Origin of the sequence: Desulfotignum phosphitoxidans DSM 13687 (assembly GCF_000350545.1) — a bacterium.
Lineage (GTDB): Bacteria > Desulfobacterota > Desulfobacteria > Desulfobacterales > Desulfobacteraceae > Desulfotignum > Desulfotignum phosphitoxidans.
In genome coordinates this window covers 796,204-818,655 of the sequence record NZ_APJX01000001.1, presented here as the reverse complement: position 1 = coordinate 818,655, position 22,452 = coordinate 796,204, and the positions used below count along the sequence as shown (strand labels likewise).

At 51.3% G+C, this 22,452-nt stretch carries 21 protein-coding genes; 5 read left to right on the top strand and 16 right to left on the bottom strand.

The window, feature by feature from the left end:
• The first annotated feature begins 3 nt into the window (after nucleotides 1–3).
• From DPO_RS03790 to DPO_RS26415, 3 genes are all read left to right on the top strand, one after another.
• Nucleotides 4–756 (top strand): DUF3047 domain-containing protein, encoded by a 753-nt coding sequence (locus DPO_RS03790; RefSeq protein WP_006964368.1) that lies wholly within the window; start codon nucleotides 4–6, stop codon nucleotides 754–756.
• 112 nt (nucleotides 757–868) lie between these two features.
• On the top strand, nucleotides 869–1,339 hold the full coding sequence (locus DPO_RS03785) for a cyclic nucleotide-binding domain-containing protein (protein WP_006964367.1): 471 nt from the start codon (nucleotides 869–871) through the stop codon (nucleotides 1,337–1,339).
• 165 nt (nucleotides 1,340–1,504) lie between these two features.
• Nucleotides 1,505–1,633: a hypothetical protein gene (locus DPO_RS26415; protein WP_006964366.1), complete on the top strand. Its 129-nt coding sequence runs from the start codon at nucleotides 1,505–1,507 to the stop codon at nucleotides 1,631–1,633.
• A 38-nt stretch (nucleotides 1,634–1,671) separates the two neighbouring features.
• Here DPO_RS26415 and DPO_RS03780 read toward each other — a convergent pair whose 3' ends face one another.
• The 9 genes from DPO_RS03780 to DPO_RS03735 all read right to left on the bottom strand — a co-directional run bounded on the left by DPO_RS03780 (nucleotide 1,672) and on the right by DPO_RS03735 (nucleotide 15,653).
• Nucleotides 1,672–1,977 (bottom strand): hypothetical protein, encoded by a 306-nt coding sequence (locus tag DPO_RS03780; protein WP_006964365.1) that lies wholly within the window; start codon nucleotides 1,975–1,977, stop codon nucleotides 1,672–1,674.
• Nucleotides 1,978–2,081: 104 nt separating this feature from the next.
• Nucleotides 2,082–3,356, bottom strand: a complete 1,275-nt coding sequence (locus DPO_RS23670) for an SEL1-like repeat protein (RefSeq protein ID WP_006964363.1) — start codon at nucleotides 3,354–3,356, stop codon at nucleotides 2,082–2,084.
• A 124-nt stretch (nucleotides 3,357–3,480) separates the two neighbouring features.
• Nucleotides 3,481–4,377 (bottom strand): hypothetical protein, encoded by an 897-nt coding sequence (locus tag DPO_RS25770; RefSeq protein ID WP_040011426.1) that lies wholly within the window; start codon nucleotides 4,375–4,377, stop codon nucleotides 3,481–3,483.
• Nucleotides 4,378–4,540: 163 nt separating this feature from the next.
• Entirely contained in the window at nucleotides 4,541–7,759 is a 3,219-nt protein-coding gene (locus DPO_RS03760; protein WP_006964361.1) for a two-partner secretion domain-containing protein, read from the bottom strand.
• Nucleotides 7,760–7,821: 62 nt separating this feature from the next.
• Entirely contained in the window at nucleotides 7,822–9,513 is a 1,692-nt protein-coding gene (locus tag DPO_RS03755; RefSeq protein ID WP_006964360.1) for a ShlB/FhaC/HecB family hemolysin secretion/activation protein, read from the bottom strand.
• A gap of 459 nt (nucleotides 9,514–9,972) precedes the next feature.
• The gene (locus tag DPO_RS03750) at nucleotides 9,973–12,681 is read right to left on the bottom strand and encodes a cation-translocating P-type ATPase (RefSeq protein WP_040011542.1); all 2,709 of its coding nucleotides are present in this window, start codon (nucleotides 12,679–12,681) and stop codon (nucleotides 9,973–9,975) included.
• Nucleotides 12,682–12,734: 53 nt separating this feature from the next.
• Nucleotides 12,735–13,346 carry a YihY/virulence factor BrkB family protein gene (locus tag DPO_RS03745; protein ID WP_006964358.1) on the bottom strand — a complete coding sequence of 204 codons (612 nt, stop codon included), beginning with the start codon at nucleotides 13,344–13,346 and terminating at the stop codon, nucleotides 12,735–12,737.
• Between the two features lie 145 nt (nucleotides 13,347–13,491).
• Nucleotides 13,492–14,736: an AI-2E family transporter gene (locus DPO_RS03740; RefSeq protein ID WP_006964357.1), complete on the bottom strand. Its 1,245-nt coding sequence runs from the start codon at nucleotides 14,734–14,736 to the stop codon at nucleotides 13,492–13,494.
• Nucleotides 14,737–14,861: 125 nt separating this feature from the next.
• Nucleotides 14,862–15,653 carry a BON domain-containing protein gene (locus DPO_RS03735; protein ID WP_006964356.1) on the bottom strand — a complete coding sequence of 264 codons (792 nt, stop codon included), beginning with the start codon at nucleotides 15,651–15,653 and terminating at the stop codon, nucleotides 14,862–14,864.
• Nucleotides 15,654–16,347: 694 nt separating this feature from the next.
• Here DPO_RS03735 and DPO_RS03730 point away from each other — a divergent pair.
• Nucleotides 16,348–16,689, top strand: coding sequence for an HlyD family secretion protein (locus tag DPO_RS03730; protein WP_006964355.1), 342 nt, complete (start codon nucleotides 16,348–16,350; stop codon nucleotides 16,687–16,689).
• Nucleotides 16,690–16,814: 125 nt separating this feature from the next.
• On the opposite strand, the gene pyk is transcribed toward DPO_RS03730, so the two are convergent.
• From pyk to DPO_RS03700, 7 genes are all read right to left on the bottom strand, one after another.
• Nucleotides 16,815–18,284: a pyruvate kinase gene (gene pyk, locus DPO_RS03725; protein ID WP_268870627.1), complete on the bottom strand. Its 1,470-nt coding sequence runs from the start codon at nucleotides 18,282–18,284 to the stop codon at nucleotides 16,815–16,817.
• Nucleotides 18,285–18,377: 93 nt separating this feature from the next.
• On the bottom strand, nucleotides 18,378–18,527 hold the full coding sequence (locus DPO_RS25090) for a lmo0937 family membrane protein (RefSeq protein ID WP_006964353.1): 150 nt from the start codon (nucleotides 18,525–18,527) through the stop codon (nucleotides 18,378–18,380).
• A gap of 58 nt (nucleotides 18,528–18,585) precedes the next feature.
• Nucleotides 18,586–18,765 carry a CsbD family protein gene (locus DPO_RS03720; RefSeq protein ID WP_006964352.1) on the bottom strand — a complete coding sequence of 60 codons (180 nt, stop codon included), beginning with the start codon at nucleotides 18,763–18,765 and terminating at the stop codon, nucleotides 18,586–18,588.
• Entirely contained in the window at nucleotides 18,762–18,962 is a 201-nt protein-coding gene (locus tag DPO_RS03715) for a hypothetical protein (RefSeq protein WP_040011425.1), read from the bottom strand. Before DPO_RS03715 ends, DPO_RS03720 begins: the two co-directional genes overlap by 4 nt.
• Before the next feature lie 71 nt (nucleotides 18,963–19,033).
• On the bottom strand, nucleotides 19,034–19,255 hold the full coding sequence (locus DPO_RS03710; protein ID WP_006964350.1) for a hypothetical protein: 222 nt from the start codon (nucleotides 19,253–19,255) through the stop codon (nucleotides 19,034–19,036).
• A 158-nt stretch (nucleotides 19,256–19,413) separates the two neighbouring features.
• Complete coding sequence (locus tag DPO_RS03705) at nucleotides 19,414–19,728, bottom strand: BON domain-containing protein (protein ID WP_006964349.1); 315 nt, start codon at nucleotides 19,726–19,728, stop codon at nucleotides 19,414–19,416.
• 14 nt (nucleotides 19,729–19,742) lie between these two features.
• The gene (locus DPO_RS03700; protein ID WP_006964348.1) at nucleotides 19,743–20,867 is read right to left on the bottom strand and encodes an OmpA family protein; all 1,125 of its coding nucleotides are present in this window, start codon (nucleotides 20,865–20,867) and stop codon (nucleotides 19,743–19,745) included.
• A 441-nt stretch (nucleotides 20,868–21,308) separates the two neighbouring features.
• On the opposite strand from DPO_RS03700, the gene DPO_RS03695 reads away from it, so the two are divergent.
• Nucleotides 21,309–22,433, top strand: a complete 1,125-nt coding sequence (locus DPO_RS03695) for a hypothetical protein (protein ID WP_006964346.1) — start codon at nucleotides 21,309–21,311, stop codon at nucleotides 22,431–22,433.
• Nucleotides 22,434–22,452: the final 19 nt, after the last annotated feature.

The following is a 22,452-nucleotide window of genomic DNA, read 5'->3' as shown; positions in this document are numbered from 1 at the left end:
GCAATGATGAAAAAATGGGCACGGATACTTTTGATAATGGTCGTCTTTTCATGGGGGCCTCTTTCCATCATCCATGCAGATTCTCTGGTGGTGGGGCATTTCTCAGATCTTGTACCGGGCAAAGAATTCCCTGAAAACTGGAAGCCGATGACCTTTTCGGGCATTGACCGCCATACCCGATATACCCTGATCCGGGATGAGGGACGAACCGTGATCCAGGCAGACAGCCGAAATGCCGCATCCGGTCTGATCCGGTTTCTGCGGGTGGATCCGGCCGACTATCCCGTGATCCAGTGGCAGTGGAAAATCGACCATGTCCTGGAAAAAGGCGACGCCAGCACGCGTCAGGGCGATGATTACGCGGCCCGCATCTATGTGGCGTTTGCCTTTGACCCGGACCAGGCATCCTGGTGGGAGCGGGCACGGCATAAAAGCGCTGCCATGCTGTCCAACAAAGAGGTCCCCGGATCGGCCCTCAACTATATCTGGGCCAACAAGGCCCCCAAAGATTCGATTCTGACAAACCCATACCTGTCAGAATCCATGATGGTGGCCGTGCAGAGCGGGGACACCCTTGCCGGCCGATGGATTGTGGAAAAACGCAATATTGTGGCGGACTACCGGCAGGCGTTCGGCCGACCCCCGCCGGAGATCATCGGTATCGGCATCATGACCGACACGGATGACACAGGCGAAGAAACCATCGGATATTATGGAGATGTTCGAATTTTTGTACTGAATGAAAACCCCTGGTGATTATCAACACTTGAAAATTTTCTATCATCTTTCATTACCATTTTGATGTTAAAAATGGTAATGAAAGATTGAAAATATCAATTGGGATTCCAACCGTTTGAAAGGAAGGCGAATGCGACACAAAAAAGGATACACCCCCATGGTGGTGGTCATGCTATGGGTTCTGACAGGAAGCTCGGTATGGGCGGTCCATGCCGCAGCACAGGACCACGGGATCTCTCTGCCGGCCGCCCTGGACCGGGTGGCGATTTTTTCGACATTGACCGATGCCGAAAAACAGGTTCTGGAAACCGCCGCCACCCTGAAAAAAGGCGCAAAAGGAGAACAGATCATTTTTCAGGACACGGCCATGAAACAGATGGTGATTCTTCTGGATGGCCACGCATCGGTCCGGGTCAACGGCAAACAGGTGGCGGAACTTTTCGGGGAAATCCTCCTGGGGGAAATTGAATTTCTGGATGGCCCTGCCGCCAGTGCGGATGTGTTTCTGCTTTCCGATACCGACTATATCGCTCTGGACAACGCCCTGTTGAAAAAGATCATGGACGACCATCCCCGGCTGGGAATACCGGGTCATCCTTGAAATTGCCCGGATCGAGGCCCAACGGTTGAGGCGTACCAATTGACCCATTGACACCGTTTTTTTGCGCAGAACAGTTTTTTAACCTCGGTGATGAGTATTATTGCCACAGCTCCGGCGGCACAAACGTCAAGCGCTTCCCTCCGCAGAGGCAACGTGCGGAAAACCATGCGGATCTGCACGCATTTCTCACCGGCCGGCACGTTTCTGTCCCCCAAAATCTTCTCCCCCACCATCCAGAAGGGGCTGAAATTCTTTTTCAATCTCAAGGGCCGGGCCTGCCATATAGAAGAATGACCGGAAGGGTTACAGCCGATGACAAGCGGTTTTATTTTCTATTCCATGTGTGATTTGGCGGTTTGAAGCGCCAGGTCTTTGTCCTTTGTAAACAGATGCCATTTCATTTCTGATGAATGAATGCCGGCTTTTTTGTCCTGGCCTCTGCTGTAATACCAGCGTCCGAATCGTTCGACCGTGGCAAAGGGATGATTTTTCGAACAAAAGAATCCGCACGGTTTATACTCTTCAAAAAAAAGCATTTCATCCGGATCATTGTCATAAGAAATATCTGCCGGTAATTCGATGTGTGACACATCAATTTTCTGTGCCGTTTTTCTATCCAGCCAAGTTGAAATATTCATTGGGATCTCCTTTAACAAATCAAAAAAATTTCATCTTTCATTTTCCCCGGGATACTGTTCTTAAAACGAAACTGCCAGGGTCAGTCCGGCCCGGCTGTTGGTGTTTATCTATGAGAGCCCAAAACACGGATACGGTCTACAGCATAGTCCCCACCTTCATTGATAAACGAAATACCGTCAAATGCCTTGAACATGTTGTCTTTTGTATTCAGCACCTCATCTTTTCCTATCATCACCTTCATTTCGCCATCTGCATATCGCATCCAAGAAAAAGATTGCGGTTCATTTTGACGGAACATTCTCCCCGGTCGTGTCATATCGATAACCGAAGATCCTGATGGATCAAAGCGGATTAAAGCCAGGGATTGTTCATTTTCCTGCAGGAATTTGACCACATATCCTGAATTCCGGTATTGATCGTGATACGTTCTGAACTCGAAGCTTTGCCCAACTTGATTTGACAGCATTTTCATCGTGACTTCAATGGCAAAAGCATTATCAATCCTTTGTTGAATATAAAGCTCTGAAAGGTCTGAGGCCTGTGTCCCCTGTTGTGGATTCATCATCTCTTTGACCACTTGCCCAAATATATCTGCTATCCTTTTCTCAGCACTATCTGGTTGATCGGATTGCATGGTTTTGGAAACAGCTTTTTCAGAGCGCAAAAAATAATTTGAATCTACCCAAAAGTTACCTGAAACAGGTGTCCATCCCGGGTTTGTGCTGAAATCTCCATCCGTAAACGCATCTTCCAGCAAAACCATTGTCCAGTATCCCTGGGAGGCCGACGATTTTCTTTGCTCTTTTTGCCGGGTAACGGTATCCTCCAGCGTTTCTAACAAAGCATGGGACGGCTGACCCGTCTGCGGGAGATCGACATCTCTTTGAAATTGACGAATACTCCTGCTTGTATTCCGGCCTGTCAATCCATCAATCGCTCCAGAATAGTAGCCTAAGTCCTGCAGATGTTTTTGGATGGAGACAATAAGGTTTTTGTCGATTCTTTTCGTTTCTCGGGTTCTTGTTTCAGACTGCAGTTGATTTGCCAGTTGTTGCGCCCTGGCTACCTGATTGGAAGTCATTTTCTGTGCAATCTCATCACGATAAAGAGCCGCTTTTTCATGGCCCTGCGAAGCTGCAAGATTGAACCAGGCATGTGCCTGGGCATAGTCCTGCAGCACGCCCTTTCCCTGGGCGTACATACTGCCAAGAATGTATTGGGCCTCAGGGTTTCCTTCATTGGCCAGAGGCGTAAATTCATTGAGTGCGTTGCTGTATTGCCCGCGAAGGTACTGATCCAGTCCGTCGCTGTAATCAGCAGATGCCCCCATTGGGTTGCACACTAAGAGGCCGACCAATAGCATGAATAGGACTTTCATGGTTCATTCTCCTTTTTTGTTTATTGCGTTTTCTACTTTATGCCAGGTTGCATAGCGGTAATCAAACCGCATCTTTTCCGGCAAATACTGCAGGGACGTTTTCCAAAGAGAAAAGGGGGAGAGATTATTCATAAGCTGCCTCAGGAGATACCCCCTGGGTTTGAGTCCCGCCGGAGTCGACCGGCGCGTGCCCTTCTTCAACATCATACGATTCGAAAACATCGCGAGCCATCCTGGTTTCAGGCAGTACATAAACGATGCCATTGGTCCCGGTAAAAGCCGGGCGCACGACGTTGTCGAAAAACTTCACCGGAACATTGATGCAGCCATAGGAAATACGGTTGTCGAGCGGCGTTAAGGTGGCCAACCGCTGCAGACGGCGCTCCTTGGGTTTGGTCGTAATCACCGGATGCATGGAGATGCCGCCATCGTAGTCCACCCAGAGAATTTCTTTGCCGCGCAGATTGCGGTCCAGTGCTGCCACAAAGCGACCGGCCGTCGTCGTCCTTTCCTCGGGACGAATGGTCCACAACGGTCGGTCGCCGATACCGGGAACGGCATCATCACCCAGCGCCAGGCCGAGAAGCGCCGGGGCTGCGCTACGGAGCCGCCCGTCCGCAGCGAAGACAAAGACCCTGGCGTCCTTCTTATCGACAATCGCGAACGGCATACTGAGATTGTCGCCTGAATGGACGACCCAATCCGCCACATGCCGGGCCTCGTCTGACGCGAGCTCCCGTTCGAAGTTCGCCCGTTTGGGATGATGTGACATTACGGGTCGCGTCTCCATGGAGGATGAGACTGCTGCGCTTTCATGGACAGACAACGGGAGGCTCCGTGTGGCGGACACTGGCGGAGCATCATCCGCCGCAGATGTCTGGTGGGCGTTGAAACTGACGGCCACCAGACCAAAACAGATTCCTTTGGCTATGATCGCTGCGACCGAACGCAGGTCTGCCGAACGCTGATACGGCATCGTTGCCAAAAGACTCAAACCAATTTTCCTTCTCTTTATTTTCATAATATATATGATCCGAACTGCAGGAATTCAAGCCTGCCGATCACGCAAAAAAACTGACCGGCCTTGCAACTTTCCTTCATCAACAGCTTCCACTCGTATCGCAAAATCACAGGGAATCCCGGCCCGCATTTTCTCATCAATCAGCGGGCCGGGTCAATGGTCCTTACCCGCGGTCTTGTTTGGGCGGACGAGGGGTCGGTACGTTAACCGGTGGCGGCGGAAGGGGCGGTTGCTCTATGATCTGCGGAGGTGGGGAGGGCTGTTGCTCTATGACCTGTGAAGGTGGGGGAGCCAGCTGCGCCCCGGTTAACTGGTCGACCGGTATCAGGACGCCAGTCCCTATCACATTGAGATTCAAACCTTCCACCTGCGGGATCACTGGCACCACAACAACGGATACCGGCGGGATCACAGGCACCGCAACAACGGATATCGGCGGGATCACAGGCAACGCCACAGTTGTCGGTGTCACGGGTGGAATCAAGGGTCGAACCACGGGTGGCACCAAGGGGCGAATCTCTGGTGGAATCACAGGTGGTGTCACAGGTGGTGTCACAGGTGGAATCACAGCGGGTGGAATCACAGCGGGTGGAATCACAGCGGGAATCACAGTCAATGTTCCGTCATTATACGCGATTGCGTAATTCGTTAAGCCGGTGCCCAATGCAGCGCTGGCATTTATGGCATATGGACCGGCATTGGCTGTTACAGGTGTCCCGGGACTGCCCAGGGTCACTCCGGTTACTGTGTCGTCGTTTATTAATCCGGCATGCGTAAATTCTGTGGTGCCCAAATCTTTGAGTTCTCCGTAGACTTTGCTCTGGTCGTTTGCGGTAATGTTCAGGGCTTTCTGGCCGACGGCCAATGTTCCGGTATGATACGCGATTGCGTAATTCGTTAAGCCGGTGCCCAATGCAGCGCTGGCATTTATGGGATATGAACCGACATCCGCTGTCACAGGTGTCCCGGTGCTGTCTAAAGTCACTCCGGTTACTGTGTCACCGCTTATTAATCCGGCATGCGTAAATTCGGTGGTGCCTAAATCTTTGAGTTCTCCGTAGATTTTGCTCTGGTCGTTTGCGGTAATGTCCAGGGCTTTCGGGGTAATATCCGCTCGTGTATGATAGGTTCCAGGTGTCGTTCCGAATGGCGCAAAAAGGTCATAAACAGCATTATTGAAAGTGGAATCAAAGGTAATCAGCTTTTCCGTTCCGACATCCTTGGTATCGAAGAGGGCGTTGGATACAGCACCTAACGCGACGCCCGGAGGAGGATTGCTCGCTATATCAGGTTCAAGGCCACTGACAGTTGCAGTCCTTAGACCGTCGTAAACTTTGTCATCCCCCAGCCCGAATACCCAGGCTTTCGCGTCCAGGGATCCTCCGCCGGTCAACTTCAAGCCGTAGGCAGTAATTTCAGCATTTGTAGTGGTGTAATCCGCAGGATTAAAGCGAATGCTCAGCGTACCGGTGTTGATGGTAATACTGTTGTCAGCAGAAGTAATGTCCACGGTGCCGCCGAGAATAGCACCCGGTCCGGTGCCATCATTATCGGCACGCAATATGACATCACCAGTAGTCACCGATATTGCCTTACTCACGTTAACATTTTGTCCGGCAATCGCAGTAAGATCACCGGTGGTAATGGTCGTGGCCGCAGCCAGATTTACATCATTGACGGCGTTGAAGGTTAAATTCCCGGTGGTAGTGGTGATTGCCGCACCCACCTTGACATCGCGTCCGGAATTTGCTGACAAACTGCCATCGGTGCCTGTGATTGCCGCGTTCACGTTCACGTCCCGAAATGCATCCAGGGTCAACGTCGTTACAGCCGTCCAGGTGATCGCATCATTTACGTCGATATCGCCTACTCCGCTACCGCTTGCGCCGGTGTTTTCCGTGGTAACAGTGACGTTGGTGCTGCCCAGCGCGGTTACGAGATCAGCGACATTGACATTGGCCGAACTCACACCGGAGTTCGGCGAGAAAACTGCGCCGCTCTTCGTTGCACCTGACGTTACCGCGGTCGAAATGGTGATATCGGCCGGATCAAGCAACCACATGCCGTACGAGCCGTTTGGTGCGCTGGTATCGACCTTGATACCCTCTACCTCCAGCCAGTGACCGGATGTTTCGATCAAGCCACCGTCACCGCCCTGTGCGCCGCCGCGTGCCGAAATGCTGCCATGAGCGCGCGTCGAATCATCTGACCAGACAATGACCTTGCCACCATTCCCATTGGTAATAGCGTCAGCACTTATCGTAGAGTCCTTACTCATATAAGTCGCGGAAGCGTTCTGCACCTCCGGGTTCTTGCCCTGGTAGTCGCCTCCGATCAGTACCGTGCCGCCGCCTGCATCACCTGAGGCATTGATCTGCGCACCGGGCAGATCGACGTTGTGGCCGGTAACTGTGACGCTGCCGCCAGTCTGCCCCGCGCCCGTGCCGGAGGCATCGAGCGTGCCGTCGACATTCACCGTTCCATTTTGCATGTCGCCCGTGAGCATGATCGTGCCGTTATGGTTCTCGATGGTCTGGGCCTGGATCACGCCCGTGTTGTTCACTGCGCTCTGCAAGAGGTTCCCGGCTGATCGGGCGGTCAACAGCACCTGCCCGCCGTCAGCCTGGATCAGGCCGCCGTTCTGGGCCAGGGCGTTGACTGAACCCTGATCCACCGCGACATTGAGCAGACCATCCCCGGCCACATCAAGGGTGACACCATTGCCGGCAGCCAGTGTCACCGTGCCGAGCCTGGCCGAGATGATGCCTTCATTGCTGACATTGGCACCCAGCAGGGCCACATAGCCGCCGTCGGCATTGATTGAACCCTGATTGAGTATCGTCGCATTGCTGGTACCGGAAAGCTGGTATTTGCCGGCCATGAAATCCCTGTCGGAGATACTGAGGGTGGAGGCGACCAGCCCACCCACGTTCACTTGCGCATCCTTGCCGAACAGGATCCCGTTGGGATTGAGCAGAAACACCTGGCCGTTGGCCGACAGGGTGCCCAGGATACTCGAAGGATCTGCACCCAGGACCCGGTTGAGTGCCACCGAGTTGCTGCCCGGCTGCACGAAACGGACCGATTCTGTCTGTCCGATGTCAAAGCTCTGCCAGTTGATGGCCGCGTTCGGCGTCGACTGGTTGATGGTCGTGGTGCCCGCACCACTGCTGATGGCAGCGCCACCTGCCGATACAACGCCACCTGCCGGCAGGGCATAGGCGTTGCTCGTTCCCAATGACATCATCGCGGGAATTGTCAGCGCGGTGACGGCCAGGAGCGCAACCCTCGCCACTACTGTTGCGCCGGATGCCGATTTCTTGCCGGCGCTTTTGGCTTTTTCGGAAACGGCGTTACAGATCACTCGATATATGCGATTCATTTTGTCACTCCATTATTTCATTAAAACACTTGCCAAGCATGTGTTCATTTCGTTCAAACTGCTCAAAAATATTTCACAATCTGGAACCAGAATTGACCCGAGTCGTCAGGGGCTGCAGTCGCTGCCTCATTACCCAGCCTGTGGGCGTAAGAGACACTCAAGCTAAAGTTGTCATAGTCCGCCCAGGTTAACCCGATTCCCGCACCGCTCAGAGTTCTGTGGTTATCTTCAGCCGTCCAGGGGTCTTTGTTGATGGTCCCGGTGCCGGTATCGGCAAAGCCGATCAGATGCATCTGCCCAGGCATGCTCTGCCAAATGGTCGGCAGCAGCAGCCTCCCCTCCAGGGTCGCCACATATGCCTCATCCGAATACCCTTCGCCTACGGGATAGGCGCGCACCGCATAGGGGCCGCCCAGCGACATCTTCTCTGATACATCCAGGTTCTGTGAGGCGAACTGGCCGTTGATACCGGCGTAAATTCCGATCCTGTCGGTGACGTTATGCAGCCGTGCAACAGAGTATCTCAGCTTCTGGAAGCTCCCGTTGGTTTGCGCCGTCACATCATCCACGGCCCGCGCCTCAGGGGTGTTGATATCAACATCACCAATACTCGCGATAAGTGAATAGGTGGTCAATCCGCCACCAGCGAAACGGTCCCGGTGGTTGCCGGCAAGCCCCACCATCCCGACTTGGACATCCGTATCGCTAAGCAGGGTGGAGCCCATTTTATCCCGGAAAATCTTGTAATCATATTCAGCCAGGGCGTAAAGATTGGTGGTGCGTGAACGAATCAGCGGATAGTTGCCGTAGATGCTGGCAATCTGGGCTGTGCCGTGGAGATCAAGGTATTCAAACTCCTCGCCCATCTCATAATCCATGGCGGCATAGGCGACCCCAGCCGTCGCCTTGCCCAGCTGTAACTGGTAGAAGGCGCGGCCATAAGTCATCCCGGAACCGGAGGTCAGCGCCCGCACGCCCAAGACATCTCCAAGGCCCAGCGGGTTGTTGAGGTTCACCGACCCCCCTATCCGGTACCTGCCGGTGTAGTAGTAGCCGGCGTTGTCAGCCTCGATGTTCCCGGTCACGCGCCGTCCCGGAGTCAGGTCAACGTTCAGGTCGGAGGTACCCACTGCAGCGCCCGGAGTCAGTGTGGATTTCACCTTCACACCGGGAACGTCGGAGAGCAGCAGAAGCCGGTTCTCAAGCGGGGCGATGGCAATCACGGTCCCTTGTTCCGGGGCGTCGAGCAGGCTATTGGCCAGTCTATCGGAGAGGTTCGTCTGGTTGTTCAGGGTGACGCTGCCGTATTGGCCCTCGAGCACGGCAATGGTCACCGAGTTGTCCTTGATCTCCTGGGGCGGCAGATAGGCCTGGGCCACGAAATAGCCATCCGCGTGGTAATGATCGGCAATCATAGAGGCCATGGTGCGCAGCTCGAAGAGCGTCAGTTCGCTACCTGGAACAAACCCCGTGGCAGCCAACAGTTCGCTTTCAGAGTAGAGCGTCTGGCCGGTCACATGCAGCGAATTGACCAGAATTTTGACTTTATCCGAATCCGGGATGAGCTGCGCACGGCCCTGCTCGACCTGGATTTCGGGAGTTGCTCTCCGCTGCATGGGCGCGGGCGGAATCTGCTGGATCTGGCCGCCCGCGCCGGGCAGAATCAGGTCGGCAGCAAAGGCGCTTTGGCTCCATAACAACACGAAGGCAACGGCAAATGATAACTTTTTTTTCAACATAATTTTTTTCAACATATCACGTCCTCTCGTTGTGGTTGTACATTACAACAAACCTCACCGAACAGCCCGGCCATGCAGGCTTATCTGCCCAATTTGAGTTTTGACCCTGATAATCTTAAGAACGGTGTTGCCGTTGCGCTGTTTCGCCAATGATTCAAACAGTCATCCACCTCAGATGCCGCTGTTCACCCCGTTTATCGTGCCTGATCTTTTTTTATAAACATTGGCAGGATCACATGGCTCACCCATCGTTACTCTCTCTTAAAGCAATCTTTGGGCCAAATCTCAATCGCTCATCGACATTTCAACCATCATCCTGATTTGTTGGAACAATCAGTTAAAAAGTCATTGGCCGGATGTTTCCTGACAGCCTCCTTAAAAATGGTCATATATTAACCGGTGGCCACATATGGCCTTTTTTAAGGAAGTCCGCATTCCAGCACGGCTGTTGATGGGCATCTGGAAACAGATTCTTCATACCGTCACAAAATTCTGGTTTTTGCGCAAAAAAAGTTTTTTAATCTCGGTTATGAGTATTATTGCTACCGCTCCGGCGGTACAAACGGCAAGCTCTTCCCACCGCAGAGGGAATGTGCGGAAAACCAGGTTGAAAAAGGGAACATAGATGATAATCATCTGCAAAATCAACGTAACTCCCACGGCGGCTAAAAGCATGGGATTGCTGAACCAGGAATAGGAAAACAACGATTGATGCTGTTTACGAACGCACAGTGCATAGGCCATCTGACAGAAAGTCAACATAGTAAAAACCATGGTCTGCCAGGCCGGCGAACCGGTGCCATTATTCCAGAACCCGTATCCGGCTCCCACTGAAATCAGGCCCACGATCACCCCCATCATAATAATCTGCCATCCTAAGCCCCGTGCAAAGATCCCTTCTTTCGGGTCAAGCGGCGGGCGATCCATAATTTTCTGCTCAGGCTCTTCATATCCAAGGGCGATGGCAGGTATGCCGTCGGTCACCAGGTTGATCCATAAAATCTGAATCGGAAGCAGAGGAAGCGGCATGCCGAGCAGCGGCCCGGTAAGCATCACAACGATTTCGCCCGTGTTTCCCGTGAGAATATATCTGACAAATTTACGGATATTATCATAGATACGGCGCCCTTCTTTAACGGCGGCAACAATGGTGGCAAAATTATCATCCAGAAGAATCATGTCGGAAGCTTCTTTGCTTACGTCGGTACCGGTAATCCCCATTGCCACACCGATATCAGCTGATTTCAGGGCCGGCGCATCATTGACGCCGTCCCCGGTCATGGAAACGATCTCGTGATGTTCTTGCAACACATCGATGATAACCATTTTATGACTGGGTGAAACCCGGGCAAAAACCGAGATTTCCGGAATCCTGGCAGCCAGCTCTTCTTCAGTCATCTTTTCCAGATCCTGGCCCGTCAGGAATGTGTCTGTATCCGTAAGGCCCAATTGTCGTGCAATGGCGACAGCCGTCAGGGGGTGGTCTCCGGTAATCATCACGGGCCGGATGCCTGCCTGTTTACAAAGCCGCACCGCCTCTACGGCTTCAGGACGTACCGGATCGATCATGCCGGCCAGACCCAGATAAACAAGGTTCTGTTCATAACGCTTTGGCCGGTCCAGTTCATCCTCATCAACAAACCGATATGCCAGCCCCAGCACCCGGATACCGTTTTCAGCCATGGCGGTATTTTCAGCCAGAATTGCATTTTTTTGTTTGTCATCGAGAAGCTCGATCTTCCCGTTTATCAGGATGCGGCCGCAACCATCGATCAATCCGTCTGCGGCTCCCTTGGTCAACAGGATATGGTCGGTATGTCCGTCCTGTTCGGATAAAGCAGAAACGGGATAGGCAGAAGCCTTATCAAAAGAAACTGGCATGGCATGAACCGTGGACATGCGTTTGCGTTCCGAGTCAAAGGGCAATTCTCGTACACGCGGCAAAAGTGTATTAAGATCGGTCTGGACCAGTCCTGCCTGACGGGCGGCAATCACCAGCGCCCCTTCGGTGGGATCCCCTAAAATATCATGCCCATTGCCATCGTTTATCACTGCATCGTTGCACAGCATTCCTGTCAGCAGCAGCAAAGAAAGATCGATATCCTGTGTGTGTCCGACCACTGCCGGGTCAAAAGTCACCCGGCGATCCGGCAGCACCACTTGAGTCACAGACATTTTATTCTGGGTCAATGTCCCTGTTTTATCCGAACAGATCACGGTCACGCTGCCCAGGGTTTCAACCGCAGCAAGCTGCCGGATCAGCGCATTTTTTTTCAGCATCTGCTGGGCACCAAGAGCAAGGGCAATGGTGACCACCGCCGGCAGGCCTTCTGGAATAGCGGCCACTGCCATGCTGATGGCGGTCATGAACATCATCTTCCATCCGGCACCCTGCATGTACATCAACCCGGCCACCACAAAAATCAAGACCACTGCCGCCATGGCCAGAGATCTGCCCAGCCTGGCCAACCGGCGCTGCAAAGGGGTCTTTTCATCTTCCACCCCATGCAGCAGCGTGGCGATTTTCCCCAGTTCCGTGTGCATTCCCGTGTTTGTCACCACGGCATATCCGCGCCCGTAAGTAACCACGGTCCCCATATAGATCATGTTTTTCCGGTCCGCCAGGGCATAATCATCCCCTTCAAGCCGGTGGGAATGTTTGTCCACCGATTCTGATTCACCGGTCAGGGCGGCTTCCTGAACCTTAAGGTTGACGGCTTCTATGAGACGGGCGTCGGCCGGCACGACATTTCCGGATTCGATCAGCAAAATATCCCCCGGAACCAGATCTTTGGCTGAAATCTGCTGCTCTGAACCATCACGCAACACCCGCACATTGGGCACGGTCATTTTTTTAAGCGCGGCCATGGCGTTTTCCGCTTTGAATTCCTGCCAGAAGCCGAGAAGGGTGTTCAGCACGACAATGATGAAAATAACGATGGCATCAATATATTCCTGAAGTGCCGCCGAAATGAACACGGCTGCCAGCAGGATCAGGATCATCACCTCTTTGACCTGGGCCAGCAGAATGCGCCAGGCACTTTTTCTGCCCTTTTCCACCAGTTCGTTGGGACCGTGCGTATCAAGCCGCTGTGCGGCCTCGGCACCTGATAATCCCTGCCCGGCAATTGTTGCATGATGCTTCAAAACATTCTCAGCAGTCAGGATATGCGGTTCCTGCATCGGTTTTCCTCTCATATTCGTAAAAACCACTCCAATTTCCATGGTCATATTATCTATCCTTCAGACCTTTTATGCTGAGCGGCTCTGGATCCATATGTATTTGAATAAACCCAGGTAAACTCAGCGCCGAACAGAAAAATCTGTGCCCCGAAATAAACCCACAGCAATAAAATAACCAATGACCCGGCAGCGCCGAAACCGGATGCGACACTGACTTTACCCAGATAGAGACCGATGAGGAATTTGCCGATGGCGAACAAAAAAGCGGTGACTGCCGCCCCAATCCATACATCTTGCCAGGGGATTTTAGCCCGCGGCATAAGTTTATAGATCAGCGCAAACAAAAGTGTCGTAATAGCAAAGGAAATACTCAAATCCAGGGCAAATAAAAATACTTCCCAACCTGAAAACAGGCTATTGAGCCACTTGCCGAAAGCGGCAATGGCTCCTTCATGCCCGATAAGGTTTCGGATCTGGCCGATGATTTCACCCTGGGCGGCTTCATGGCCAAAAAAAAAGCCGGCCACCGCGATGGCGATGATCAGCAGCGGTGTAATTGCAAACAATGTGTAGTAGGCAATCGCGGCCCCCATGCTCGGGGCATAATCAACCAACCAGGCTGTTACTGATTTTTTGATCAGGTCCGGAATCTGTTTGAGTCGCATACTGATCTCCTATACCTCAAGCCAAGTCCTGTTTAAGCCGGGCCTCGGCGGCCGGCGGCCGACGCTTTAAAGAATGCTGGCAGATCTATATTGATCTGGTCGCCCGCTCCCCATATCTGCCTGCAAGCGGCAAATAAAAACAGTATCACCGCTCATCCGGCCGGGTTTCATGCAAGGCAATTCCTGCCAGATGATCCAGGTCTTCGTTTGTTACATGGGGAAGAAATCTTTTTCGATAAAGTTCATCATGCACAATCCGCACAATTGCGACCAGAGGGGCTGCGATGAGAACCCCCAGCACGCCGAAGGCGGCCACGCACAAAAGAACGGAAAAAATCACGGCCAGGGGATGCAGTTTCATGCCCTGGGCCATGATAAACGGCAGGATCATATTGTTCTCCAGAGCCTGAACCGCAGCGAAAATGAGCAGGACCCACAGCGGCGTCATTCCTCCCTGGCCCAGAGCGAGCAAGAGTGCGGGCAGGGCACTGAGAATCGGACCCATAAAAGGAACCGCCTCCAGAACCCCTGCAATAAGTCCCAGGACCAGGGCATCCATAAAACCAAAGATGGGCCACATGAGCAAAAATACCAGAAAACCGATAGTCAGCATTCCCAATGCGGTTGCCCCGGCCCAGGCAGGAATGAATTTTCCGATGCGCTGCAAAATGATCAGCGCCTTGGGGTGATGCTCTTCAGGCAATAAGGAAAGCATTGCCCCGAAAACCGGGCGGGGATTCATGAGCATAAACACCACACCGAAAAAAACCGTTACCAGAACGACCAGTATATGGGCGCCGTTAAAAGCCACGGCCGTGAAACTGCCGAACAGATCCTTAAACATCCCGTTCAAATAGGAGCGAAAAGAGTTTGATTCTTCAAGATGTAAGGCTTGCGGGGGGATTTTAGGTATGATTTCTGATTTCTCTGTACTCCTGTCTTCCCGGGCAATTTCAGTGCTGACCTCAACCTGAAGTTTTTCCTCAAAAATAACGGCCTGCTGCTCTATTTTGATCAGCGGCTTTTGCAGACGTTCCCAGTAATCCGGTACGGCAACTGAAATTTTGATGACCGAGTCCTTCATCGGTCCGAACAGGGACCAGCCCGCCAAAACCATGACTGCAGTCAATCCTGCCACAACCAATCCTGTCGGTATCTTTCTGCCGCCTGTCCACGCCCGCATCCGGGAAATCACCGGATTGACGGCAAGGGAAATCAGCAGCACCAGCAAAAAAGAGAGCAGAATGGGCGAAAGCAGAGAGAATGTCCGGATAAAGGCAAACAGCACCGCCCCCAATATCACATAAAATGAAATCGGACGCGGTGACGTTTCTGTCCTGGGATAGTCCGGCAGGCCGCTTTCCTTGCGGAGTCTCTCGTTGCTGGCCATCACTGTTGTCCTAAATTGTGCCTGTTGTCATGGGTTATCTTCCTTGGTAAACATAATGGAAAACCGCCAGTGAAACATATTCAGTGGCGCGTGGGGTTGCCGTCTCAATGGATACTGAACCAGGCTTATTCAACGGTCATATTGTTATTGACACTTCTTACGCCGTCAACATCGCCTGCGTATTTCCCGGCCAGATCTTTTTCAGCTGCAGTCGTGGCTTTGCCTTCCAGGGTGACCACCCCGTCTTTGGTCTTAACGTTGGTGCTCAGACCGCTGGTCGAACGATGGTAAAGCAGCGAGGTTTTGACCAGCGCGGTAATGGATGCATCATCAACCGCTTCGATAACCGTATCCATGTTTTTGGCTATTGTTTTGTCATCCGGTTTTTCGGCGGCTGGATCAGACACGGTCATTTCATTGTTTACCTTGTCAACACCGTCCACATCCATGACATATTCGGTTGTGAGGTCCTTTTGTGCAACACTGTCGGCCTCACCGCGCAAAGTGACGGTTCCGTTGTCGGCGAGAACCTCGGTTCCGAGACCGCTGACGTTTCTATGAAACAAAAGGGTGGTTTTCACTTTGGTGATAAGCCACGCATCTGATTTTTCAGCAGGGCGGTTTTCACCCTTTTCTTCCAGCTTGTTGTCCACACCTTTGACTCCGGGAAGACATGCAACGGTTTCTCCGGCCAATGTTTTATGGGATGCATCCAGAACCGTCCCGGTCAAGGTGACAAATCCATCTTTTGACTTCATATTTATTTGATCGTCCTTGAGAAAGGTTTTAAACACATGGGTGTTTTTAGCGGATGATTCGATACGGTCATCCATCTCAGTGGCAAAAAGCGGGGCCGTGATGAACACCATAGAGGCCACAGCGGCCAAAACTGCCAAACAATACCTTAATTTTTTCATTTTACTTTTCTCCTGTCTTTGAATTGATTTTTTAATATAACTGGATCGGCTATCTGTTCAGTATGTATTTAATTCCCCTCCTCGGATAAAAACTCATAAATTGTCTTGAAATTTTCAGGCGGCAAGCCCTTGAATAGCCTCCTCGAAAAACTGAAAAAAAAAGATTGCACCTTGCGTGCCAGATGCTGTCAGGGGCGCGGAAACAAACCGATTAATATTATTGTAAAAGACGTAGATAATAATCACAGAACCTTCTGGGAGATATCTTTGTTACATGAAAACCGCCACTGCCTGGAAATTATCAATACCGTTTTCATCTTCAGCAGCCAGAACCCTAAGAAGAGAAGGGGTCGAATGTGGCCAATGCATCATATTTGACCAGACAACCTTGTCGACCGATCTTCCTGACCACGTTCACCCCCTGAATCAGCGCTTCACCGATTTGCAGGTTTTACAGAGGATGATCACCGTTTTTTCAGATCCGCATCAGTGACCGGCCGGTTCATGCACCGGCCAGGCAGCCAAAAGCCCGGAAAACAAACAATTAGATACTGGCATGTTTTTCGCATATTTAAAAGTGTCTATGTGTTCCCAGGCATAATCGTCAGGACCGCAGCCGACTGACTGAACACATCCACACCGGGTCAACGCGGGTTGACCACAAACTTTTTTTGATTTGAAAGGAAACACCGTCATGACGCACCAAAAAATGCTCGTTTGTGTATTTTCCCTCTTTTTCCTCTTTTTTCTGTTGCCGGGCTGTAACGGTCCGGCCGAAGAAGCCGGCGAAAAAATCGATGAGACTGTTCAGGAGCAAAAAGGACAATTCGATGAGGCTGAAAAAGAAATCGCCAAAGCCAAGGCGGAAATTGAAGATTTGAAAAACGATTTGACCCAGGCCCGCCTGGAACGAGACGAAGCCAAGGCCGGGCTGGAAAAAGCAGAGCAAGAACGCCAGCAGATTCTCAAAGAAATGGAACAGTTGAACACCAGCGGTCAGCAGGCGGCCCAGGATAAAACTTCCCCCGCGGAATAACGAGATACCATTTCTAATTCTTTTTCAGGGCCGGGGTGCTGGTTCATCTGAAATCCAAGCTTTTTGCCCAGTGCGGACAAAACAGGGCGCCTTGTCTTCGCACTCCTTGTTCAGGCGTTGATTGTTCAGACTTTAAAAATTTTCATCAACAAGGTTTCCGGCATGACGTCATGGGATTCATCCTCTATCAAAATCATTTTTTCGTCTTTTTCTACCATCCCGGTTTTGATCAGGAAACGCATCGCCATATCGGAAAAGGCATTTGTTTTATCCTCAAGGAAGACTGGATAAACCCCGTAGGACAGGGCTGAAAAGTGGTTCGTTTTTACATCACCACGAAAGGAAAGTATCCAGCAGTCCGGCTTGAATCTGGAGATGAAACACGCGGCGCGCATGCTTTGCGTGCGGGCAAGGATATAGCGCACATGTAACGCGTTGGCGCATTCAACGGTATTCAGGGAAAAGATGTCCTCGACACGGATACTGTCGGAACCCGCACCCGTCCTGAAATATGCGGGCAAATCGGCCAGGGTCTGGACAGATTTTCGTTCCCTCTCGGCAGATGTGGCTATTTTCGCTATCATTTCAACCGTCTCCACAGGATATTTTCCGATGGCCGTCTCTTCGGACAGCATCACCGCGTCTGTCCCGTCAAAAATCGCATTGGCCACATCCGATACCTCGGCACGGGTCGGCCGGATATTCTCTGTCATGGACAGCAGCATCTGTGTCGCTGTTATCACAGGCCGGCCTAAAAGATTCGCCTTGTTGATCAGTTTTTTCTGAACCGCCGGCACATCCTGTATCGGGATCTGAACCCCCAGGTCGCCGCGTGCAATCATGATGGCATCGGCAGCCGTGACAATTTCTTCAAAATTGGCAATGGCCTCGGTCCGCTCGATTTTGGCAACCACATACGCGGATTGCCCGTGTTTTTGTGCAAACGCCTTTACCTTGCGGATGTCGTCGGCTGACTCTGCAAATGAAACCCCAAAGGCATCCACCCCTTCTTGCAGGGCAAAGGCCACAAATTCAAGATCTTTATCCGACACCGCATCCGCGAATATCTTTACCCCGGGAAGATGTAATCCCTTGTAGGAAAGAAGCGGGCCGCCGATAACCGTCCGACAGAAGACCTTATCTTTTGAGACCTTCTCCACCTGAAGCTGTATGAACCCGTCATTAAGGAAAATCAGGCTGCCGGGACTCACGCTTTCCGGCAACCGCTTATATTCCACAGGTATCTGATCGGCCGTGCCCACGGAATCCTGGGCGGTCAATATGACCGCATGGTCTTTTTCCAGCAGCAGCGGTTCATGCAAAAGTTTGCCGATGCGTATTTTGGGACCGGGAAGATCCGCCAGGATCATGCAGGACCGCTCTGCCCTATCCGCCACAGCACGTATGCGCCCGATATCCTCTCTGTGCCCCTGCAAGGTGCCATGGGCAAAGTTGAGCCGGGCCACATTCATCCCCTGGAGCATTAATTGTTCCAACACCGCCTCTGATCGTGAGGCCGGGCCTATGGTACAGACGATTTTGGTTTTATGCGCCGGCAGTCTCACAGCCCGGTACCCTGTGTCCCGGTAAAACATACCCGGAGGACCCATGTTTCCATGAATTCACTCTTTTTCATGCCAGCCTCTTTTTTTGAATACCTTACCTTGTCCGGCTTAGGTTCCGGCGGGTTACACCCGTCTTCGTCCTTGAACCACCTGGATCAGGATTACAACGATGGCGACCACCAGCAGCGCGTGAATGATGCCGCCCATCGTATACCCGGTCAACAGACCCAGCGCCCACAAAATTAACAGAATCACAAATAGTGTCCAAAGCATGATATCCTCCTTATTATAACGTTCAACGCCATCCATTTCTTTTAAAAGACGTCCCTGTTTATTTCCCTGCGACGTCCTTGACCTGGCCGATTTTTTCCTGAACCTTCCCGTCCGTGTTTTCAGCCCTGCCTTTGGCTTCCAGATCACGGTTTCCGACGGCTTTTCCGGTGATCTGTTTGATTTTTCCCTTGATTTTGTGCCACTTGCCTTCCGATTTATCCCGGGTGCTTGATTTCATGGTAGACCTCCTGTTGAACGGTTTTTCATCATGCCCTGAAGGTGGCATAATAGTTGTTTTTCATGCGCTTCAATCTTAAGTTCTTGCCCGGCTAAGGTCATTATTTTCTGAAAGTCCTGCCGGGTGACGAGTTTTTTATGGATGGCTGTTTCAATCATCAAATTAATTTCTGAATCCGGCTGTGTAAATTGCATCATACTCTCTTCCTCTTTATCTTTGGTTTCCTGGCCAGGATTCCCCACTATTTTCCCAACAGTCTCTTTGACCTTTAGGTATTTTTTCTTCCCATGACCAGCAGCGCGATACCACCCACCAATGCAAGGCCGCCAATGATGGGCGGCAACGGGATGGTCCGTGTTTTATCTGCCGTCATTGTCAGCGGGCCGATATCAACGACTTTCTCTCTGGTCGTGTAAGAGATCCCCTGATACCCCAGGGCTGCGATCCCTATGACGATTAATATGACAGCCAACAATATGCTTGTTTTCATTTTTCACCTGCTTTTAATGAGTTGACCCGGTTGAGATGACGGATGTAAAATAAATTTTCTATCGGATTCTTTGGCCGGAACACCCGGGTGGAGCGGCAATCCATCAGGATTAAACCCTTCATGACTGCCGCTCTCCGGATGATTCATCCAGCCCCGGCTTATTTGATAACCAGACTGTTCTTAACCGATGTAACCCCTTCCACCCTTCGGGTAATTTGCACCGCCCTGGCAGCGGCCTGGGCCGAATCCACAAAACCGCTCAGCTGGACTTCTCCCTTGAAAGACTCCACATTGATCTGAAACACCTTCAGCATCGGGTCTTCCAGTATTGCCGCCTTCACCTTGGCCGTGATAACGGAGTTATCCATATATTCGCCCGTGCTTTCACTTGTTCGTGTTCCGGCACACCCTGCCATGAAGACCGCCAGGAGCAGTACCATGACCAGGTGCCTCAAAAAAAAACGCTTGTTCATAATGCCTCCTTTGTCTATTTTCGATGAAGTTCAACACGCCGGTTCAAAGCTCGTCCTTCGGCAGTATTGTTCGATGCCACGGGTTTGGAGAATCCGAATCCTTCAAGGCTCAGACGCTCTTTTTGAACCCCTTTGTTTACCAGATAGGTCTTTACTGCCTGGGCCCGTCTCATGGACAGCGCATCATTGTAAGCTTTGGTGCCGATACTGTCTGTATGGCCTTGAACCTGGACTTGCATATCGGGATAGGCCTGCATGATTTCTGCAATATGATCCAGATACTCAAATGCCGCCGGTTTGATGATAGACTCATCAAAATCAAAATGTGTGTCTTCCACGACCCAGACGCCCTGTTCATTCAATCCTTTAATTTCAGTAGGCGCCGGGGCGGCGACCGGTGGTGCGGGTTTCGGGGCCAGAAAAACATCTTCGACAAAGCCGGCCATGCCTGCGTTCGTCAACAGGTTATCTGCGTTGGAAACAAAGCCGCACTCGCCGATACGGGCGATATCATCCATGAGCACTGCCCCTTTTTCATCATCACCAACAAGGACGGGATAATAGCAAAGCTCCGGTCCATATTGATCTTTCAAGGCCTGGGCTGTTTTCAGGGTAATGGGAGATTCCAAACTGAATTCCGGCTGACCGTCGCTGATGATAATCACAGCGGTTTTACCGTAAACAGATGCCAGTTCTTCCTGACCGGAGGCGGTAAGGGCCGTATGCAGGGCGCTTGTCCCACCTGGTTCAGATATCATTTTTAATTTTTCACCCAGGGCATATGTGGCATATTGCTCCATGCCGTAAAAAAGAACCGTGTTTTTGTCAGAAATTGCAGGGCTGTGTCCAAAAGAGCGGAGCGCCCCGTTTTGGCCCAGTTCCGGCAGGGTTCGATTGATGCGGCTGACAATTTGTGTGGCCATATCAAATTTTTTATTTTCCATGTATGGCTTGTCCATGGAACTGGATGCATCCAGGACAATGACGAAATTATCAACGGATGACACATACTCGTCTGCGCTGAATGGCGTCAGGGTAAATGCGGGGAGGGTCTGAACCTCCTTTTGGGAACACCCCGACAGAACAAAAACGATGGCCAAGGCCAGGGCCGTAAAAAGTTGAATTTTGAAAGATTTCATGAAAGTTCTCCTTTATATATTTGGGTTTTTTAGGTTCGCGGATCATGTATATCCGCGTGGTGGATTCGTTCACAGACTGTATAGTTCAATTAACGTGCCGGGACTTTCATATCCGGTTCATAATCGCCATCCTGTTGATCGACAGGGGTGTCAGAACTTAAAACATCTCATACCAGGGGTATTTAAACCTAAAAAATTAGGTCATATTCAGCCCTTGGTCATATAAGACCTATTTTTTATCAGATGTATAATGGATTCCTTCAGATCTCTTTTTTGCTGATTCTCCATAGATAAAAGGGAGATAGATCCCCTTAGGCAGAATGTGGGAGTTCTGGCACATAAAATGAATATAACGTGGGTCATAGTGAATTTATAAAAGTTATTATCAAACATTGCGATGGGCATTAAATGCCATTTCTTTTTTTGTTGAGGAGTATCATCATGACCGGCATTGAAATCATTACCGTGGAAAAGAGATCTGAATTAAAAGACTTCATTGAACTGCCATGGAAGATCTATGTCGCATACCCCAAATGGGTTCCGCCTCTCAAAAAAGAAATCTGTCGGCTGCTGGACCCCCTCAGGCACCCTTTCTGGGAATTTGCCCAGCGCATTCTTTTTCTGGCACGACGGGGCAAAGAAACGGTGGGAAGGATTGCAGGCATTATCGACGGCCGTTATAACCGGTTCCATAACGAGAAAATGGGCATCTGGGGGTTTTTTGAATGTGCGGATGATCCGCAGGCCGCCGCCGCCCTGTTTGCTTCCGTGGAAAAATGGGCTCATGAAAAGGGGATGACCTTCATAAGAGGCCCGCTCAACCCATCCACCAATCACGAGGCCGGATTGCTCATTGAAGGGTTCGATGTGCCGCCCTCCCTGATGATGACCTATAACCCGCCGTACTATTCAAGACTGATCGAATCATGCGGTTACTTCAAAGAAAAAGACCTGCTGGCTTTCCTTATCGACAGCTATTACGAACTTCCCGGATGGATGGATCGTCTGGCCGGCAAAATTGCCCGAAAAAAGGGAGTCCGCATCACCCACTTTCGCCCAAAGGATGCAGATGCTGAACTCGCTCAGATCCGTCAGATCTATAACGATGCATGGTCCGGCAACTGGGGGTTCGTTCCGTTAAGCGAAAAGGAGATGCAGGATATCGGGAAGCACGTCATGGAATTTACAGATCCTGACATGGCTTTTTTCATCTATGTTGAAGATGAACCCGCCGCCTTCTGCATGGTATTTCCCGATATCAACCCGTTGCTGAAGCGTCTCAACGGGCGGGTCGGTCTTTTGGGGACGCTGAAGTATTTTTTATACAAAAAAGAGATCGTTGGATTGCGGCTGTTTATGTTAGGGATCAAAGAAAAATACCGGCAACTGGGGCTCCCCATGCTGGCCTTCCACCATATCTACGAGGTGGTGAGAAATAAAGCGAAATACCGTTATATGGAAATCGGCTGGACCCTGGAAGACAATGACGCCGTCAACTCATTGATCGAGGAAGCCGGGGCAAAAATGCACAAAAAATACCGCATATTCAGCAAATCTTTATCATAATGAAACCAATGGCTTTGAA

Excerpts from the sequence above, each read along its gene's own strand:
- DPO_RS03735 (WP_006964356.1), bottom strand. The coding sequence starts at position 15,653 with ATGAAAAAATTAAGGTATTGTTTGGCAGTTTTGGCCGCTGTGGCCTCT.
- DPO_RS03780 (WP_006964365.1), bottom strand. The coding sequence starts at position 1,977 with ATGAATATTTCAACTTGGCTGGATAGAAAAACGGCACAGAAAATTGAT.
- DPO_RS03750 (WP_040011542.1), bottom strand. The coding sequence starts at position 12,681 with ATGCAGGAACCGCATATCCTGACTGCTGAGAATGTTTTGAAGCATCAT.
- DPO_RS03695 (WP_006964346.1), top strand. The coding sequence starts at position 21,309 with ATGACCGGCATTGAAATCATTACCGTGGAAAAGAGATCTGAATTAAAA.
- DPO_RS25770 (WP_040011426.1), bottom strand. The coding sequence starts at position 4,377 with ATGAAAATAAAGAGAAGGAAAATTGGTTTGAGTCTTTTGGCAACGATG.
- DPO_RS03720 (WP_006964352.1), bottom strand. The coding sequence starts at position 18,765 with ATGAAATCAAGCACCCGGGATAAATCGGAAGGCAAGTGGCACAAAATC.
- DPO_RS03790 (WP_006964368.1), top strand. The coding sequence starts at position 4 with ATGATGAAAAAATGGGCACGGATACTTTTGATAATGGTCGTCTTTTCA.
- DPO_RS03745 (WP_006964358.1), bottom strand. The coding sequence starts at position 13,346 with ATGCGACTCAAACAGATTCCGGACCTGATCAAAAAATCAGTAACAGCC.
- DPO_RS25090 (WP_006964353.1), bottom strand. The coding sequence starts at position 18,527 with ATGCTTTGGACACTATTTGTGATTCTGTTAATTTTGTGGGCGCTGGGT.
- DPO_RS26415 (WP_006964366.1), top strand. The coding sequence starts at position 1,505 with ATGCGGATCTGCACGCATTTCTCACCGGCCGGCACGTTTCTGTCCCCC.
- DPO_RS03785 (WP_006964367.1), top strand. The coding sequence starts at position 869 with ATGCGACACAAAAAAGGATACACCCCCATGGTGGTGGTCATGCTATGG.
- DPO_RS03700 (WP_006964348.1), bottom strand. The coding sequence starts at position 20,867 with ATGAAATCTTTCAAAATTCAACTTTTTACGGCCCTGGCCTTGGCCATC.
- DPO_RS03760 (WP_006964361.1), bottom strand. The coding sequence starts at position 7,759 with ATGAATCGCATATATCGAGTGATCTGTAACGCCGTTTCCGAAAAAGCC.
- DPO_RS03710 (WP_006964350.1), bottom strand. The coding sequence starts at position 19,255 with ATGAAAACAAGCATATTGTTGGCTGTCATATTAATCGTCATAGGGATC.
- DPO_RS23670 (WP_006964363.1), bottom strand. The coding sequence starts at position 3,356 with ATGAAAGTCCTATTCATGCTATTGGTCGGCCTCTTAGTGTGCAACCCA.
- pyk (WP_268870627.1), bottom strand. The coding sequence starts at position 18,284 with ATGTTTTACCGGGACACAGGGTACCGGGCTGTGAGACTGCCGGCGCAT.
- DPO_RS03730 (WP_006964355.1), top strand. The coding sequence starts at position 16,348 with ATGACGCACCAAAAAATGCTCGTTTGTGTATTTTCCCTCTTTTTCCTC.
- DPO_RS03705 (WP_006964349.1), bottom strand. The coding sequence starts at position 19,728 with ATGAACAAGCGTTTTTTTTTGAGGCACCTGGTCATGGTACTGCTCCTG.
- DPO_RS03715 (WP_040011425.1), bottom strand. The coding sequence starts at position 18,962 with ATGATGCAATTTACACAGCCGGATTCAGAAATTAATTTGATGATTGAA.
- DPO_RS03740 (WP_006964357.1), bottom strand. The coding sequence starts at position 14,736 with ATGGCCAGCAACGAGAGACTCCGCAAGGAAAGCGGCCTGCCGGACTAT.
- DPO_RS03755 (WP_006964360.1), bottom strand. The coding sequence starts at position 9,513 with ATGTTGAAAAAAATTATGTTGAAAAAAAAGTTATCATTTGCCGTTGCC.